Annotated in this window: 16 protein-coding genes; 10 read left to right on the top strand and 6 right to left on the bottom strand. The window is 51.0% G+C overall.

All coding sequences use genetic code 11. The features are described from left to right. Window positions 1–12 precede the first annotated feature (12 nt). The 6 genes from L6H98_RS11635 (at window position 13) to L6H98_RS11610 (ending at window position 4,710) form a co-directional block, all read left to right on the top strand. On the top strand, window positions 13–582 hold the full coding sequence (locus tag L6H98_RS11635) for a VanZ family protein (RefSeq protein ID WP_236415216.1): 570 nt from the start codon (window positions 13–15) through the stop codon (window positions 580–582). Window positions 583–697: 115 nt separating this feature from the next. After that, window positions 698–1,207 (top strand): hypothetical protein, encoded by a 510-nt coding sequence (locus L6H98_RS11630; protein WP_236415214.1) that lies wholly within the window; start codon window positions 698–700, stop codon window positions 1,205–1,207. A 359-nt stretch (window positions 1,208–1,566) separates the two neighbouring features. Then, the gene (locus L6H98_RS11625) at window positions 1,567–1,746 is read left to right on the top strand and encodes a hypothetical protein (protein WP_236415212.1); all 180 of its coding nucleotides are present in this window, start codon (window positions 1,567–1,569) and stop codon (window positions 1,744–1,746) included. Between the two features lie 32 nt (window positions 1,747–1,778). Then, window positions 1,779–2,687, top strand: a complete 909-nt coding sequence (locus L6H98_RS11620) for an ABC transporter ATP-binding protein (RefSeq protein WP_236415210.1) — start codon at window positions 1,779–1,781, stop codon at window positions 2,685–2,687. After that, on the top strand, window positions 2,680–3,462 hold the full coding sequence (locus tag L6H98_RS11615) for an ABC transporter permease (protein ID WP_236415208.1): 783 nt from the start codon (window positions 2,680–2,682) through the stop codon (window positions 3,460–3,462). Before L6H98_RS11620 ends, L6H98_RS11615 begins: the two co-directional genes overlap by 8 nt. A 168-nt stretch (window positions 3,463–3,630) precedes the next feature. After that, the gene (locus L6H98_RS11610; protein WP_236415206.1) at window positions 3,631–4,710 is read left to right on the top strand and encodes an AI-2E family transporter; all 1,080 of its coding nucleotides are present in this window, start codon (window positions 3,631–3,633) and stop codon (window positions 4,708–4,710) included. A 76-nt stretch (window positions 4,711–4,786) separates the two neighbouring features. Here the strand turns inward: L6H98_RS11610 and L6H98_RS11605 are convergent, their stop codons facing one another. After that, window positions 4,787–6,133, bottom strand: coding sequence for a hemolysin family protein (locus L6H98_RS11605; RefSeq protein WP_236415204.1), 1,347 nt, complete (start codon window positions 6,131–6,133; stop codon window positions 4,787–4,789). Window positions 6,134–6,435: 302 nt separating this feature from the next. On the opposite strand from L6H98_RS11605, the gene cls reads away from it, so the two are divergent. Together cls and L6H98_RS11595 are read left to right on the top strand one after the other, a co-directional pair. Next, on the top strand, window positions 6,436–7,875 hold the full coding sequence (gene cls / locus L6H98_RS11600) for a cardiolipin synthase (RefSeq protein ID WP_236415202.1): 1,440 nt from the start codon (window positions 6,436–6,438) through the stop codon (window positions 7,873–7,875). Between the two features lie 342 nt (window positions 7,876–8,217). Continuing rightward, window positions 8,218–9,126 (top strand): YitT family protein, encoded by a 909-nt coding sequence (locus L6H98_RS11595; RefSeq protein ID WP_236415201.1) that lies wholly within the window; start codon window positions 8,218–8,220, stop codon window positions 9,124–9,126. 58 nt (window positions 9,127–9,184) lie between these two features. Here the strand turns inward: L6H98_RS11595 and ligD are convergent, their stop codons facing one another. From ligD to L6H98_RS11570, 5 genes are all read right to left on the bottom strand, one after another. Then, entirely contained in the window at window positions 9,185–10,075 is an 891-nt protein-coding gene (gene ligD / locus L6H98_RS11590; protein WP_236415200.1) for a non-homologous end-joining DNA ligase, read from the bottom strand. 57 nt (window positions 10,076–10,132) lie between these two features. After that, the gene (locus tag L6H98_RS11585) at window positions 10,133–11,083 is read right to left on the bottom strand and encodes an RNA ligase family protein (RefSeq protein WP_236415199.1); all 951 of its coding nucleotides are present in this window, start codon (window positions 11,081–11,083) and stop codon (window positions 10,133–10,135) included. A 63-nt stretch (window positions 11,084–11,146) separates the two neighbouring features. Next, a complete protein-coding gene (locus L6H98_RS11580) occupies window positions 11,147–12,244 on the bottom strand; it encodes an endospore germination permease (RefSeq protein WP_236415198.1) in 1,098 nt (365 codons plus the stop codon). A 222-nt stretch (window positions 12,245–12,466) separates the two neighbouring features. Next, the gene (locus L6H98_RS11575; RefSeq protein WP_236415197.1) at window positions 12,467–13,333 is read right to left on the bottom strand and encodes a VOC family protein; all 867 of its coding nucleotides are present in this window, start codon (window positions 13,331–13,333) and stop codon (window positions 12,467–12,469) included. 324 nt (window positions 13,334–13,657) lie between these two features. Beyond that, window positions 13,658–14,575, bottom strand: coding sequence for a Ku protein (locus tag L6H98_RS11570; RefSeq protein WP_236415196.1), 918 nt, complete (start codon window positions 14,573–14,575; stop codon window positions 13,658–13,660). A gap of 156 nt (window positions 14,576–14,731) precedes the next feature. Between L6H98_RS11570 and L6H98_RS11565 the strand changes: the two genes are divergently transcribed. Together L6H98_RS11565 and L6H98_RS11560 are read left to right on the top strand one after the other, a co-directional pair. Next, a complete protein-coding gene (locus L6H98_RS11565) occupies window positions 14,732–15,016 on the top strand; it encodes a hypothetical protein (protein WP_236415195.1) in 285 nt (94 codons plus the stop codon). Then, a complete protein-coding gene (locus L6H98_RS11560) occupies window positions 15,016–15,192 on the top strand; it encodes an H-type small acid-soluble spore protein (RefSeq protein ID WP_236415401.1) in 177 nt (58 codons plus the stop codon). The genes L6H98_RS11565 and L6H98_RS11560 overlap by 1 nt, the downstream gene beginning before the upstream one ends. Window positions 15,193–15,272 lie beyond the last annotated feature (80 nt).

The following is a 15,272-nucleotide window of genomic DNA, read 5'->3' as shown; positions in this document are numbered from 1 at the left end:
GGGCTAATGAAAGTGGTGATACCCATCATTGCAGAGGAGGGTGCTCGCAAAAAAAGAAGGCGAGTCAAAAGCAACGGTTACAAGCGCCGGAGAACGTTCGGTTATATTCTGTGGTTATTGTTTATCCTGGGCTGGATCATGCTGATCTGGTCCTTCTCCATGCAAACCTATCAACAGCAGAGCATTCAGCCTTGGTTGCACAACTGGGCAGAACATTTGCGGTTGAAAATATCGTTTCCGGACATTGCCTTCCATTACGGTGATCGTTCTTACTCTTTAAGGCAGCAGCCCTACGAATTTGTCGAATTTATGTTCCGGAAGACTGCGCATCTGTTCGTGTATGCTGTCCTGGGGATATTGGTCTATGCGAGCTTGCGTTACAGGAACGTGCATTGGGCCAAATGTGCAATGATCTCATTGATCGTCGTTGCAGCCATTGCAGGCACGGATGAGTACATACAGCAGTTTTCCAAGGATCGAACTTCATCTGTTCGCGATGTTGGAGTGGATCTTCTTGGGGGCGCAGCCGGCATTTTGATCTGGGTGGGGGGCAGGTCCCTTTTTAGGAAAAAGCGGCAATAGGCTTCGATCGTTTGTCCTGAAGCAACGATGATTTCCCAGGAAATGCGCACAATGTTCCTTCTACTTGTCCTTCATTCATCATAAGTATGAATGAAGTAGATAAGGGGGAGCCTGCATGCTGCGAAAAAGAAACCGGATGATGCTGCTTCAGAAGATCGGTTTTATTGCCGTTGTGGTCGTGTTGATCTGGCTGATCGGCCGAACGCTTCCAGCTCTTTTCAAGGCAGCTGCACCGGAAGAGGCAGCAGCTCTCGTTCAACAATTTTATGAATATGAACAGGCTGGGGATTTCGGCAGCTCGTGGGAGCTGTTTCATCCGTTGATGAAGGAGCGTTTCACCAAAAGCGCTTATTTGCAATCCAGAGCGCACATCTTTATGCAGCATTTTGGAGTGGAAACCTTCGATTTGGAGGTGGGGAAGCCTGAACGCCAGTTTGACGTTGTCATTGTCAGCGGAGCCGAACCTTTCGATGAAGCTTATCGGGTGAAGGTTACCATGAAGTATGAAGGGACTTTTGGCCAGTTCAGCATTGACCAGAATTGTTATGCAGTGAAAGACGGAGATGAGTGGACGATGCTTTGGTATTATCCGCAAAAAGAGGCTGAACGTGAGGGGAACGGATAATCGCTTGTTGTAAGGATGGATCATCTTCAAAAAAAGCAATTTGATATGCATCTATATATTGCATCATAATGTAACATTTTTCTCTCCTGAAAGCTCCATAAATGCGAGACTTTGGTCGCATTTATGGAGCTTTTTTTGTGTTTTATTTGCCTTTTATGCCTGCAAGCCCTTGACAATAGTTCGTATGTCCAGTAAATTACGACTTAGATACAAAATGTATCAAATTTCTGCGCCTAACGACAAAAAACTGGGACGTTCATAAGCTCATGCGAGGGGAAGGAATTTCATTGATCGAATCGAGCCGCTTTTACTGTGTCAGCTGTGGGATCATTGTGTCGGTTGCTGGAGGCTTCGTCGAAATGAAAGAAAAAGGCTGCAGGAGGGATCAGGTTTTTCGCACCGGCTTCTACCGAAGTGAAATGCCGCTTGGATGCTGCGAAACCTGCCTGAATCACGGGAAAAGTCAAGGGATCAACCAATTCTCAGGACAATATGACAAAAATTATGATACACTGGATTCATATGAAAAGCGGGCTTGAGAGACCAAGCCCGTGAAATAGGGAGGTATGACATGCAGCAGGAGCCGGTAGTGCGCATACAGGGCGTCAGCAAAATCATCTCTTCCCGAACGTTGGTGAGCGACCTGACCTTGGATATTCCTCCAGGCCAGGTTTTTGGCTTTTTGGGCCCCAATGGTGCGGGGAAGACAACGACCATTCGCATGATGGTTGGATTGATGTCCATTAGCAAGGGAGATATTTTCATCTCCGGGCATAGCGTTAAGGATGAATTCGAGAAGGCTGTGGCCAACGTGGGAGCCATTGTGGAGAATCCGGAAATGTACAAGTTTCTGAGCGGATATCAGAACTTGGTGCATTTTGCGCGAATGTCCCCGGGAGTTACGAAAGAAAGAATTGATGAAGCCGTTGCGCGTGTAGGGCTCACTGCCCGCATCCACGACCGCGTCAAAACGTACTCCTTGGGCATGCGTCAGCGTCTTGGGGTTGCACAGGCCATCCTGCATAGACCCAAGCTGCTCATTCTGGACGAGCCGACCAACGGACTGGATCCGCAGGGAATTCGCGAATTAAGGGATTATTTGCGGCAGCTCAGCCGTGAAGAGGGTACGACCGTCTTTGTTTCCAGCCATTTGCTGTCCGAAATGGAGCTGATGTGTGACACGGTAGCCATTATTCAGAATGGCAAATTGGTCGACGTAAGAAACCTCAGAACAGAAGCGGAAGCCGACGCCATGGCGGAGATTGCGTTCGAGGTCGATGATGTGCAGCGGGCCGTCATGCTGGTGGACGGAGCTGTCGTTCAAGGACAGGCGCTCGTTGTCCGTCTGACACGGGAGCAGATCCCGGCCCTGAATGCGAAATTGGTCGGGGAAGGCATTCACGTTTACGGCATTCGTCATGTGGCGGCAACGCTTGAGGATCAATTTTTGCAAGTAACCGGAGGTGGGGGCATTGGGTAACTTCGGGAATCTGGTGATGAACGAAAACATGAAAATCTATCGCCGTGCCCGCACATGGATCATGCTGTCCATTCTGGCGGTATTGGCATTGTTCATGCCCGTCCTGTTCAAGGAAGGCATCGGCGCAGAGAACATGTCTGCCTTGGAAGCGGCGTTGACGACCGTTCAGTTGTTGTTTTTCCTGAATACGATCTTCTCGGTTGTGATCGCCGCGGAGACGGTTGCCGGTGAATTTACGTGGGGCACGATCAAACTGCTGCTCATTCGTCCATGGTCGCGAAGCAAGATTCTGGCATCCAAATACGTTAGCGTGATCGCGTTCAGCGTGCTCAGCACATTGATCCTGATTTTGCTGACGCTGGGCATGTCGTTCATTCTCTTTGGCGGCGGAGGTAATGTGACAGCGGGGGATGCTTGGGCGATGTGGGGATATCAATATGTAGACCTGTTCATTACTCTGGCTATCGCTTTCATGGTTTCTTCGGTATTCCGTTCCGGCGCGCTTGCGATCGGGCTATCGCTATTCATTATGTTCACGCAGGGCATTTTCTCGCTGATCTTTAGCCCGGAGCGTTACGGCTGGGCCAAGTACATTCTGTTCAACAATATGGACCTTAGCAGATACATGACGGATTCCTCGGAACTGAGCTTGTTTGGCGGCGGATCTTCAGGCATGACGCTCGGATTTTCCGTAACGGTCCTGGCTGTATATTACATCGTATTCATGGTTATATCGTGGGTCGTATTCACAAGAAGAGATGTGGCAGGCACATAAGCCTGCCTCTTTTTTTTGCCTTTTTTTGCGATTTTGCCGACGGAAGCGGAACGCCTGCTATGTGGCATGGCCCGGATTTTGGGGTACATAGGTAGTACGCGTACATAAAAAAAGCGGATGACCGCCGATGGCCTCTCGGCCGGGCAGCATATGGAGGGAGTGAACCCGTTGATCAATCACAAATTTTATCGGATTTGCTCGGCAATCCTGCTGCTGCTGCTCATCGTATATTTAGGGGATAAAGTAAGCTTCATCTTTCGTCCCCTGACGTCACTGCTGCACATCGTGATCGTACCGCTGCTCGTAGCGGGTTTTTTCTATTATTTGCTCCGTCCGCTGGTGGATTTCATGGAAAATCACAATATCAAGCGTTCCGTCGCGGTGCTGCTCATTTATACCGCCATCGCCCTCGTATTGGGTGGTTTCAGCGTGCTCGTTTGGCCTTCGCTGAGGGAGCAGCTTTGGAATTTCGTTGAAGATACGCCTTCGCTGGTAACCTCGCTAAGCAACCAATTGGGGGAACTGAAGAACAACCGTTTCTTGTCCGCATACCTTCCCGACGACGGCGAAATATTGGCTAAAATTTCGGATTACCTCAGCGAGGGAATCACGCAAGTGTCTGATTACGTCTCGGGGTTGTTTACGGTAGTATCCAACGTGGTCATCGTGCTCGCGACGTTTCCGATCATGCTGTATTACATGTTGAAGGAAGGCAGCAAATTCGGGACGAACCTGACGATGCTGCTGCCAAGGGCCTATCGCAAGGACGGGGAAGAGGCCATTCATGAAATCGACGAGGCGCTGAGCGGTTATATCGTGGGCCGCGTCATCGTCAACGTGGCGTTAGGCATTCTGATGTACATCGGGTTTGTCATCATCGGCCTGCCCTATGCGCTGCTGTTGACCGTAGTATCCGTTATCCTGAACTTCATCCCGTACGTTGGGGCGCTGCTTGCAGCGGTGCCCGTTGTGATCGTAGGGTTCATCGAATCGCCTTCGATGGCGATCTGGTCGCTCGTGATCATCGTGGTCGCCCAGCAAATCCAGGATAATCTTATCTCGCCTTACGTCTATGGGAAACAGTTGGATATTCACCCGCTTACAACGGTCATTCTGTTACTGGTAGGCGCCGATCTGTGGAACATTCTGGGCATGATCATCATTATCCCGCTCTACATGATCCTCAAGATCATACTCAGGAAGCTGCAGCAGCGGGTGGTGGAAGAACGGGCGGAGCATCCCAGCTGAGAAAAGTAAAGCACAGCAAAAGAGCAATCCCTCAAGGGACTGCTCTTTTGCTTGCCCTGCAAGGGCATGGCGCGGATTATGCTTCCGCGTGTTCATCGTTGGTATATCCGGGAAGCGTGATCGCTTCTTTCGGAACAACCGCAACTTTATAGAAGCGATTTTTATCCTTTTCCAGCAGGACAAAGGTCAAATTCTCGAATTCGTATTCTTCCTGCTCGTCCATTTCCGGGCGATGACTGTAAAGCCAGCCGCCGATCGTGTCCCATTCATCGGCATCCAGGTTCGACATGAACATGTCATTGACCTTGGACAAGGACACCTTGCCGTCCAGGATCACATAGTTCTCGTTAATGATCTGAATATCCTCGACTTCATCCGCATCGAATTCGTCACGGATCTCGCCGACAATCTGTTCAAGCACGTCCTCAATCGTTACGATCCCCGAGGTGCCGCCATATTCGTCGACCAGGACGGCGATGTGCACGCCGTCTTTTTGCATTTTTTTCAACAGGTCCTTGACCGGTGTTGTTTCATGCACGGCCGACACGGGCTGAATCAGGGAAGACAGATCGACGGGGGCATCGTTGCCATACAATTCCAGGAAAAATTGCTTCGTATTGATGATCCCGATGATATCGTCCTTGCTCTCGTTCACGACGGGAAAACGTGTATATTGTTCCTGGCGAATGATATCCAGGTTTTCTTCGTTCGTTTTATTCAAATAAAGGCAGACCATGTCTGTTCGGGGTACCATGATTTCTTTGGCCAGCATTTCATCAAAAGCGAAGATCCGGCTGACATAACCAAACTCGCTTTGATTGATTTTGCCGCTTTCGAAGCTTTCGTTAATAATAATCTGCAATTCTTCCTCCGAGTGTGCTTCTTCATGCTCGGAAGCGGGTTTGATGCCGAATAGCTTGACCAGTTGATTCGCGGAGCCGTTCAACAGCCAGATAAAAGGATACATAATTCGGTTGAACCAGATGATAGGTCCCGAAGTCAGCAGCGCAACGGTTTCGGCTTTGCGGATGGCAATCGTTTTAGGAGCAAGCTCGCCTACCACGACATGCAGGTAAGTGATCGTTACGAACGCAATCACGAACGACAGAAATCCTGAAATGGCTTCAGGAATGTGCATCGCTTCAAACAATGGATGAAGGAGGCTTTCTACCGTCGGCTCACCCAGCCAACCGAGTCCCAGCGACGTAATCGTAATGCCGAGCTGGCACGCGGACAAGTAACCGTCCAGGTTGGCAACAGCCTGTTTGACGGCCATGGCTCGTTTGTTTCCTTCCGCAATCATTTGGTCGATCCGGCTTGAGCGGACGCGAACCAATGCAAATTCCACTGCGACGAAAAATGCCGAAAACCCTATCAAAATCGCAACCAATACTAAATTTAACGCATACCTCTCACTGTCCATTCACTACTCTTCTCCTTTGAAGTAATAAGTTTTAACGAATATTATATCGAATTGCGAGGCAAAAGACCACTTTTTGGGTCACATTTATATGTATGGGACAACACAGTCATAACAGACATCCCGGCGTTTCCATTCCAGGGTGATGGTGCTGCGGGCGGTTTGGACCGCGGTTTTCTTGTCCAAAATGCTGTTATGGGTAAAACCGTTATGGGGTAACCATGATTACCTCGGGGAAATGTTGTCAAAGCTAGGGGAATTGAACGTTGGGCAGGCAGGATGCTCGTCGCCGAGGGGGAGGTTATATGTTCTGGTTGGTCATTATTTTACTCATATTCATATTTCAAGCTGCAACGATCTTGCTGCTGGAGTTTCGTAATCCGGCCAAGGCGGTCGCCTGGTTGTTCATTTTGTTTTGCGTGCCCTTGATCGGATTCATCGTGTATTATTTCGTGGCCCAGGATTACAGAAAACGCAAAAAACTGCGCAGGGGCGGCTCGCGCATTTTTCGGGCAATCCGGGGAAGGTTATGGACCCAGGCTGCCATCGTTGAAAGGATCGACCAGATGCCTGAGGGCCGGTTTCAGAACCAGCAGCGGTTGTTCAATTTGTTGACCCGGCTCTCGGAAAGTCCGATTACCGGCTGCAACCGGAGCCGGGTGTTGACCAATGGGCAAGAGACGTATGCTGCTATGCTCCGCGAGATGGAAAAAGCGCGGCATCACTTGCACGTGGAGTTTTATATTTTTCGGGATGACGTCATCGGGGCCAAATTCCAGAACGTCATGATCCGCAAGGCTCGCGAAGGCGTGAAGGTGCGGTTCATCTGCGACGGTCTCGGAAGCCATGCCCTTAGTCGGGACTTTTCCGAAAAGCTGCGGCAAGCCGGGGTTGAATTTCACTTCTTCCTCCCGCCGATGATCGCCACGATCGATCGGAGCATCAACTATCGCAACCACAGGAAAATCGTCATCGTGGATGGCAAGGTGGGGTTCGTGGGCGGGATCAACGTGGGTGACGACTATTTAGGCCAGTATCCGAAAATGGGACATTGGCGGGACACGCACGTCCAGCTCGAAGGGGACGCCGTCTATTTTTTGCAGAATACGTTTTTGAATGACTGGAAGCTGGCCTCCGGCGAACAAATTGCCGAACCCGGGTTATCCGAGCTGTTCCCGCTGCATGATTGCCAAGGAAAGGAGCGCGTTCAAATATTGAGCAGCGGCCCGGACCAGAATTGGGATGCCATTCAGGAGATGTGTTTTAGCGCCATGTCGGTGGCATGCGACCGCATTTACCTCACAACCCCCTATTTTATTCCCGACCCTGCGCTATTCGAGGCCCTTAAAACGGCCGCCGTCAGCGGGGTGGATGTGCGCATTCTCATTCCTTACCAATCGGATTCCTTGCTGGTTCACCTGGCCTCGCTTTCCTACGTGGAGGAACTGCTTCTTGCCGGGGTACGGTTTTTCCAATACCGCAAAGGATTCGTGCATGCCAAAGTAATGATCGTGGACGATTTGCTGGCTACCGTCGGCACGGCCAATATCGACATGCGCAGTTTTTTTTGCAACTTTGAACTGATGGCGGTGTTGTTCGATGCGGAGCCGATAAACCGGTTATTGGAGGATTTTAAGCAGGATCTAAGCGAAAGCAGTGAAATCGAGATCAAGGCCTTTGTACGGCGTTCTTGGCGACAAAAAGGGATGGAAATGCTGTCTCGGATGCTTTCTCCGCTGCTTTAGCCGTTTTAGACCTGATTTCACGAGATAAATTCACTTTTTGTGAATTTATCTCTTTTTTTCTAACTATTTTGCTCAAATTTGATCTTTTATGATATAATGGTGATAACAAATGATGTCTTGGCGAAGGAGGGGGAGTCTGAATGATAGCAGGCTCCCTTTTGCTCTTTTTTGGCAATTGCCATCGGAATTAAGACATTTTGAATCCATTTCATATAGCTTTTAGTTGCTCTTCAGGGTGCGTATAAAGTCCAACCCATTTGTTGTTTTATATGTAGACCCCCCGTGCAGTAGTTAAATGATTTATGAAATGGATTCACATACTGACCAAATGGGGGGGAAAGCATGTCCAATGTAACAGTTAAAGAAATTACATCCAAGCCGGACCGCAGCGTGAAAGGCTCTGTGTTCACATTGAAGCTTCTGCAGCGGATTGTCATGATTCTCATTGGTGCGGTGCTAATGGCCGTCGCACTGGAAGTGTTCCTGGTGCCCAATGGCGTTATTGATGGAGGGGTTACGGGCATTTCCATCATGGTGTCGGAACTGACCGGCTTGCCACTCGGGATTTTCTTGACACTGCTTAACTTGCCGTTCCTGTTACTCGGATACAGACAAATCGGCAAAACGTTTGCCTTGTCCACGCTGCTGGGGATCGTGGCCATGTCAATCAGTACCACGTTATTGCACCATGTTCCCGCATTGACTCCGGGCGAGCCTTTGCTTGGCGCCGTATTCGGCGGACTGATTCTTGGCGCCGGCGTCGGCCTGGTCATTCGTTCCGGCGGATCGCTGGACGGAACCGAGATCGTGGCCATTCTGCTCAGCGAGAAAACCCCGCTGTCCGTCGGACAGATCGTGCTGTTCATCAACATCTTTATTTTTGCGGCTGCAGGCTTCGTGTTTGGCTGGCCAAATGCGCTGTACTCCATGATCGCCTACTACATCGCAATGAAGCTGATCGATATCGTGAACGAAGGGTTGGAGCAATCCAAATCGGTTTGGATCATTAGTGAAAAATATCGCGAAATCGGTTCGGCCCTTACCGACCGTCTTGGTCGCGGAGTTACGTTCCTTGATGGAGAGGGCGGTTTTAGCGGCGATGAGAAGAAAATCATTTTTGTCGTCATCACCCGTCTGGAGGAAGCAAAGATGAAATCCATCGTTGAGGATTGGGATCCGCATGCGTTCGTAGCCATCGGCAACATTCATGACGTAAAGGGCGGACGCTTCAAGAAAAAGGGAATTCATTAGCGGTTATGTCCGCGTACATCGATAAAATAGCCGATATCTGCACATATGCAGGTATCGGCTATTTGGATTGGAGGTGCTTCAGTATCAGTTCTACCGGCTGAGGATCGATTGCGGCGATCAGATCGCCGGTCTTCTGCAGGCGTTCCAGAATATTGAGCAAATGAAAAGCTTTGACGGACACGTTACTGCGAACCTCATCCCAGGTCAATGGCGTGGACACGGTCCCTTCGGGCTTGGAACGGGGCGTATATGGGGCTGCCAGCGTTTTTCCGCCATAATGCTGCAGGTAATCGAAATAAATCCGATCTCCGCGATCCTTTTTGAGTCGCTCCAGCGTGAATAGGTCGGGATGCTTCTGGGTGACGTATTTCCCGACGAAGTGGCCGATCATCCGAAGCTGATCAAACGTCACTCCTTTCCGAATGGGCACGATGATCTGTACCCCTGTGGCACCGGACGTTTTGGCCACAGATTGCAGTCCGAGAGAGGAGAGGGTTTCGCCAACGATCAAGGCAGCCTCCATGATGCGAGGTTCTTCCTCCAGCGAAGGGTCCAGGTCGATCATCCATTCGCACGGGAGCGTGCTGCCTACGGCATGTAATGAGGGGTGAAACTCCAATGCCGCGAGATTGCCAAGCCATAGCAGTTCGGGCAAACCGTTCATGACGACGTAACGGATGCCATCGTGCATTTCGGTATGCACAAACTCGGGCACCGGTTCGGGCACGTTTTTTTGATAAAAAAATTCACCGCCCGCACCGTGCGGATAACGAATGGTCGTAAGCAGGCGCTGTTTGGTATAGGGGAGCAGGAACGGGGCGAGGCCGGCCAGTTTTTGCAGGTACATCGCTTTGGTGATCCCCACTTCGGGCCACAAGGGTTTGTCGGGATTGGTAATGGTCAGTTCGACGCCTTCTACCGTAATTGTCCCTTTTATGGGTGAAGCCATATTCGTACCTCCTCAAAAGTCATGGGCGATTTGTCGATTCGTGCCATCTGCGGCCACTTACGTTTGGAGTTGATCCGCAGAGCATTCTTCCCGGGTGACCTCGGCGAATGCCTGGATGCTGGGATGTCTTAGCGTCCGATGGTGGGTCAGCTCCATATACTGCACCCTGACGCCAATCTGCGGCTGGATCCAGGTTGTTTCGGCGCTTCGTTCGGGTCTGTTGCTGAAGGGTCGTTCCTGCCTGACGAGCGGCGCCACTTGTCGGGTCAGATCGCGCCATGCTTCGGAATTCAACCTGCCGGTGCCGACATGACCGATATAGACGAAATGAGGGCCGTCATACACTCCGACGGCGACGGCATTGACAATGCCGTCCCTGTACGTAACCCCGCCGATCATGGCGTACAGGTCATGCATGATTTTTACTTTTTGCCAACGCGCGTCCTTGCCCTGTATGCCGTATGTGCTGCGAAGATCCTTACAAACGATGCCTTCCATCCGGTGTTTGCGCATGACGGCAAGCAGCGTGTCCGGATCGTCCGTATTCGCGACTTCCTGCACATGGGGGGAAGGGATCAGAACTTCGTGAAGCAATCGCTGCCGGTCCGCGAGCGGCTGGTCGGTTACCCACCGTCCGTTGCAATACAAAATATCGAATACCATGTACGCGATCGGAAGCTGATGAACCATTTGGGAGATGACGTCCGGTTTGCTCATGCGATCGCGCCGCAATACGTGATAGAAGGAAGGAGTACCGTTTTCCGGATCAAGGGAAATCACTTCTCCGTCCAGAATATAGGTTTGTGCCGAACAAAGATTGCGCTTGACGGTCAATTCCGGATATTGCAGCGTTCGCTCATGCCTTCGACGGTTAAACAATTTCAAAGCGTCCCCATCCTCATAGGCCAGCATGCGGACGCCATCCCATTTGATCTGGGCGATCCAGTCGGGGCCGGTCGGGAGTTGCTCCTTCAATACGGGTTCAAATGGTATGATCGGGGGTAACATGGGGTGAGCCTCCTTTCGACACGGGCTGCCTTGCAAAAGATGCTTGAGCATTCGTTGCAGATATCAGCTTTTTCGCAAGCGTCTCCTAAACTGGTGAATCAGAAGCAGCAGCACAGGCAAAACAATGCCGCAGGTGATATCCCAATCGATCCAATACGGGATAATGTCTTTAAGATAGAACTCTTCGTCGGGAGCAACCAGGATGGACATGGAGACTGTCATTAAGGCTCCCGGCAAAATGAGTGGGCGATGGCTGGATATTCGAAACAGGGAAGACAGCCCCATAAGAAATCCATATAGGAACAGTATGCCCTTGAAAAATACGGCGATCATCCAGACAGAGGCGATGAATGCCTCGATTCGTTGCAGGAAGTTGCCGATGTTTATTTTGCGCGACAGATTGTAGGCGGGAAACCATTGATGCTCCGTCATAAAGGAACCCAAGACAAGCAAGCACATGGTCAACGTAAGAGTGAGCCACAATCCGCCAAAGATGCCGGCCAGAAGAACATCCTTTTTCAAATTCGCTCCCTGGTTGGCATAGGGGAACACCATCATGAAAATGCATAGCTGGCAGTAGGGGTAGGTCAATACGGCAAAGATTCCTTTCAAAGGGTCAAGCAAGCCATGAGCTAGGATTGGCGTAATATTGTTCAGATGGGCTTGAGGCAGTATACATACCGTCAAAATAAGCAAAAACAGCAGGACCAGCGGCAAAAAAAGCTCTGCACCTCGTCCTATGCATTCAATGCCACAGATCAGACCCCATGCAAGCGCCCCGACAAAGAGCAGGTTTAAGGCAAAGAGCGGAGATTGGCGCATGATATTTGTAGTCATGAAATCGCCAAGTTCCCGCACAAAGGTGGAAGCACCGATCAGGAAATAGAACAAATAAAAGCAGCTGACAACGGCGCCGAACCATGGACCAAGCTTTTGCAGCGCATGCTGTATCAGATTCAATTGCGGCTGCGTTGCATGGAGCAGCAGCATGATGGCGAGAATGCCGGTGCCACCTGCGACCCCGAGCAAGGCGGATAACCACGCATCTTCGTGCGCATACGACGTGATCATGGACGGAAACAAGAGAATTTGTTCTCCGATCGTGCACATGAATAGCAATGCAGCAAGCTGTCTTACCGTCAAACGCCCATTTTCAAGCATACGGCTTCTCCTTTGCGGGTATATCCGGTTATTCCTATATTCTTTGCCAAAGAGACCAATATTATGAGGCCAAGTTCATTTGACCGATGAAGAACGTTGCATGGCCGCGCTAAAAGGCCCGAACAGGATCTGCTCTTCAAATAGGAAGAGGCAATCCCGTTCGGGCCGTTATAGGTTTATGCGCTAGAGTCGAGGGCGGAGCCGAGTTGGCGGGCAATCATTTCAGTTTGCTGCTGTCAGGCGAATGCGAATGTTTTGCGGATCGACGGTCCACCAGATCGCCCCGTCCTGTTCCACAGAGGCCCCTTCCTGACGAAGATGCTGCACGGCCGCATCAAGCTCGGCCTTTCCGTCGTAAACGATCGTGAAGTAGTCGATGCCTGTTCCGTTTATCGGCGTGACGGGCGCTCCGACGCCCGCCCACGTGTTCAACCCAAGGTGATGATGGTATCCTCCTGCCGACACGAACAGTGCCGAGCCGCCGAAACCACTCGTAATATCGAACCCGAGCAATCCGATATAGAAAATGCCGGAATCCTGCAGGCTCCGCACGTGAAAATGCACGTGGCCGATCACTGTGCCCGCCGGAAGGCCCTTCCAAGGGAGATTTTCGGAAATGGCGAACAGGCCTTCCACGTCAACGGGGTCGGTTGCCATAATGTAGTTGTTTTTCTCATCCCGTTGCCACGTATCGCGAGGACGATCCGCGTAGATTTCAATCCCGTTGTTGTCCGGGTCGGAGATGTAAAGCGCTTCGCTGACCAGATGATCCCCTTGTCCGATCTCGATGCCATGGGCAGCAAGGTTGCGCAGAGCGAGACCGAGCGATTGACGGTCAGGCAGCAAAATGGCGAAATGATACAAGCCGGCAGAAGACCTCGGGCGGGTGATGCTTACGTCGGCAGGCTGCTCCAGCCGCAGCAGCGAGGTTTGGCCGTCAGCGGTCAATGTGGCGACACGGTCGTTCCGTTCCAGCAGCTTCAGCCCGACCACTTCGGTGTAAAACCGGATCGAACGGTCGAGATCGCTGATTCTGATGCTGACCTCGCCGAGTCGTGTCGATGCGGGAATTTGATAATCGGTTGTCATTGGGATACCTCCTCGGAATATAAATGATGCTTCATCAGCATTCATATGATTATGGATCAAAGTACGGTTGTTGAAGGATGATGGATCGATGTTTATTCAGGGCGGATCTGCGAAGAAAGGCCTTGCGAATCCATTTTGCTGTAAATTGATAAATAAGTTACTTTTCATAAGTTAATATAAAATATAAATAAACTTTCGTCAATCTATATCTGATCCTAGCCATCCGGCAAATACGACGAACGAAAAAAAGCCGGCTCAACATGGCCGGATTGGCGAAAATGGACGAGATGCAAGTTAGGATATGGAAGGGCAGGGTGTGACGAGTCATGTTTTCGGTTTGGCTGCGCTTTTTTTGCGTTTGCCGGCAGCGGGCGTTGCCGCAGGTTCTTCGTTTCCGACGGCCGCTTGCGCAGCGGTTTTCTTTGGCGCCCGTTTCTTTGGTTTGGCTGTCGCGGTACCAGGATCGGCCGGGATCGGTTTGACGGCTTCGATGCTTGCCTGCAAAGCGGCCATCAAATCCATGACGTTGGCCTCCGGTTTGGCCGGAGCGATTTTGATTTCTTCGCCCGCAACCTTGTGATTGATCAGCTCCACCAGTTTATTGCGGTAGTCGTCCGTGTACTTTTCAGGCTCAAACGGGGTTGAAAGCTGTTCGATCAACAGTTTGGCCATCGTCAGTTCCTTCTCGTTGACATTCTGGTTCTCGGGCAGGCCCGGCACCTGGGAAACCGGGCGAATTTCATCCGGATAGAAGATGGTTTCCATGGAGAGGCAGTCCTCAAGCACGCGAATGGCCGCCAGGCTGCTCTTGGAGCGGATGGAAACTTTTGCAATGCCGATCTTGCCTGTGTCGTGCATGGCTTTCATCAAAAGCTGATAGGCATTGCCTCCAGCCTGATCGGGGGAAAGATAGTATGTTTTTTGAAAATAAATCGGATCGATTTCGGTGAGGTCTACGAAATCGATGATCGTGATCGTTCTGTTCGAGGCGTCATTCAAGGCCTCCAGCTCCTCTTTTTCGAACAGCACGAATTTTCCCTTTTCATATTCATAACCTTTGGTGATGTCCTCCCACTGGACTTCGACTTCACAGGATGGACATTTGCGGACATAGGCGAGCGGACTTCCGCAGACTTTATGAATGTAACGCATGGAGATGTCTTTGTCCTCGGTGGCCGAGAACATTTTGACAGGCACGTGCACGAGCCCGAAGCTGATGGCCCCTTTCCAGACGGTATGCATGGGACAGCCCCTTTCCGATAGAAACTTTAATAGCAGTATGGGCATGTAAGGGCTTGATCATCCCTGCGGCGACGATTTTTGTATGCTTGGGCTGCATTCGGGGATGATAAGTGTGCATGCCGTAAGCTGTGCCTATGAAGACAAGGGAGGTGTCCTATGAATCAACGACGGGATGATGAACGTGCGCATAAATACGCCTTTACCCCGTACCCGCTAGTAACTACAGATAGCGTTGCAGGAACCCAAGTGAACTGGGAGGCAGTGACGTCCACGGACGAACCGCTTGATCGCGAGTCCTACATGCTGGACATAGACCGGATGGTGAACGAAGGACTGGGCGGCGGCCAAGTTACGGAAGACAACGGTTATATCGGAGATAGCACGACGGACAGCATGACACCCGAACCCCATGATGTGGAAGGAGAGTACGATCCATTATGATGGATGCCAAACGAGCAAAAGCCATCTTCGACTCCAAAGATACCATTGCCGTGAGTTTGGATGGCGAGCCGGTCTGGATCGAACATGTGGATGAAGCGAACGGCATGGCGACCGTGCAGGTCGGCAGCGATCCGCTGAATACGCACACCGTTTCGGTTGATCGGTTGAAAGAGTAGACATCGGGCGACACATAAGCATACAATGATTTCAAGGGCCGGTGCCGTCAAGCACCGGTTCTTTGGCTTGGTCGACCCTT

This window comes from Paenibacillus sp. JJ-223 (assembly GCF_927798175.1).
Taxonomy (GTDB): Bacteria; Bacillota; Bacilli; order Paenibacillales; family Paenibacillaceae; genus Paenibacillus; species Paenibacillus hubeiensis.
Note: the sequence above shows the minus strand (reverse complement) of the source record. Positions and strands in the feature narration are given on the sequence as shown.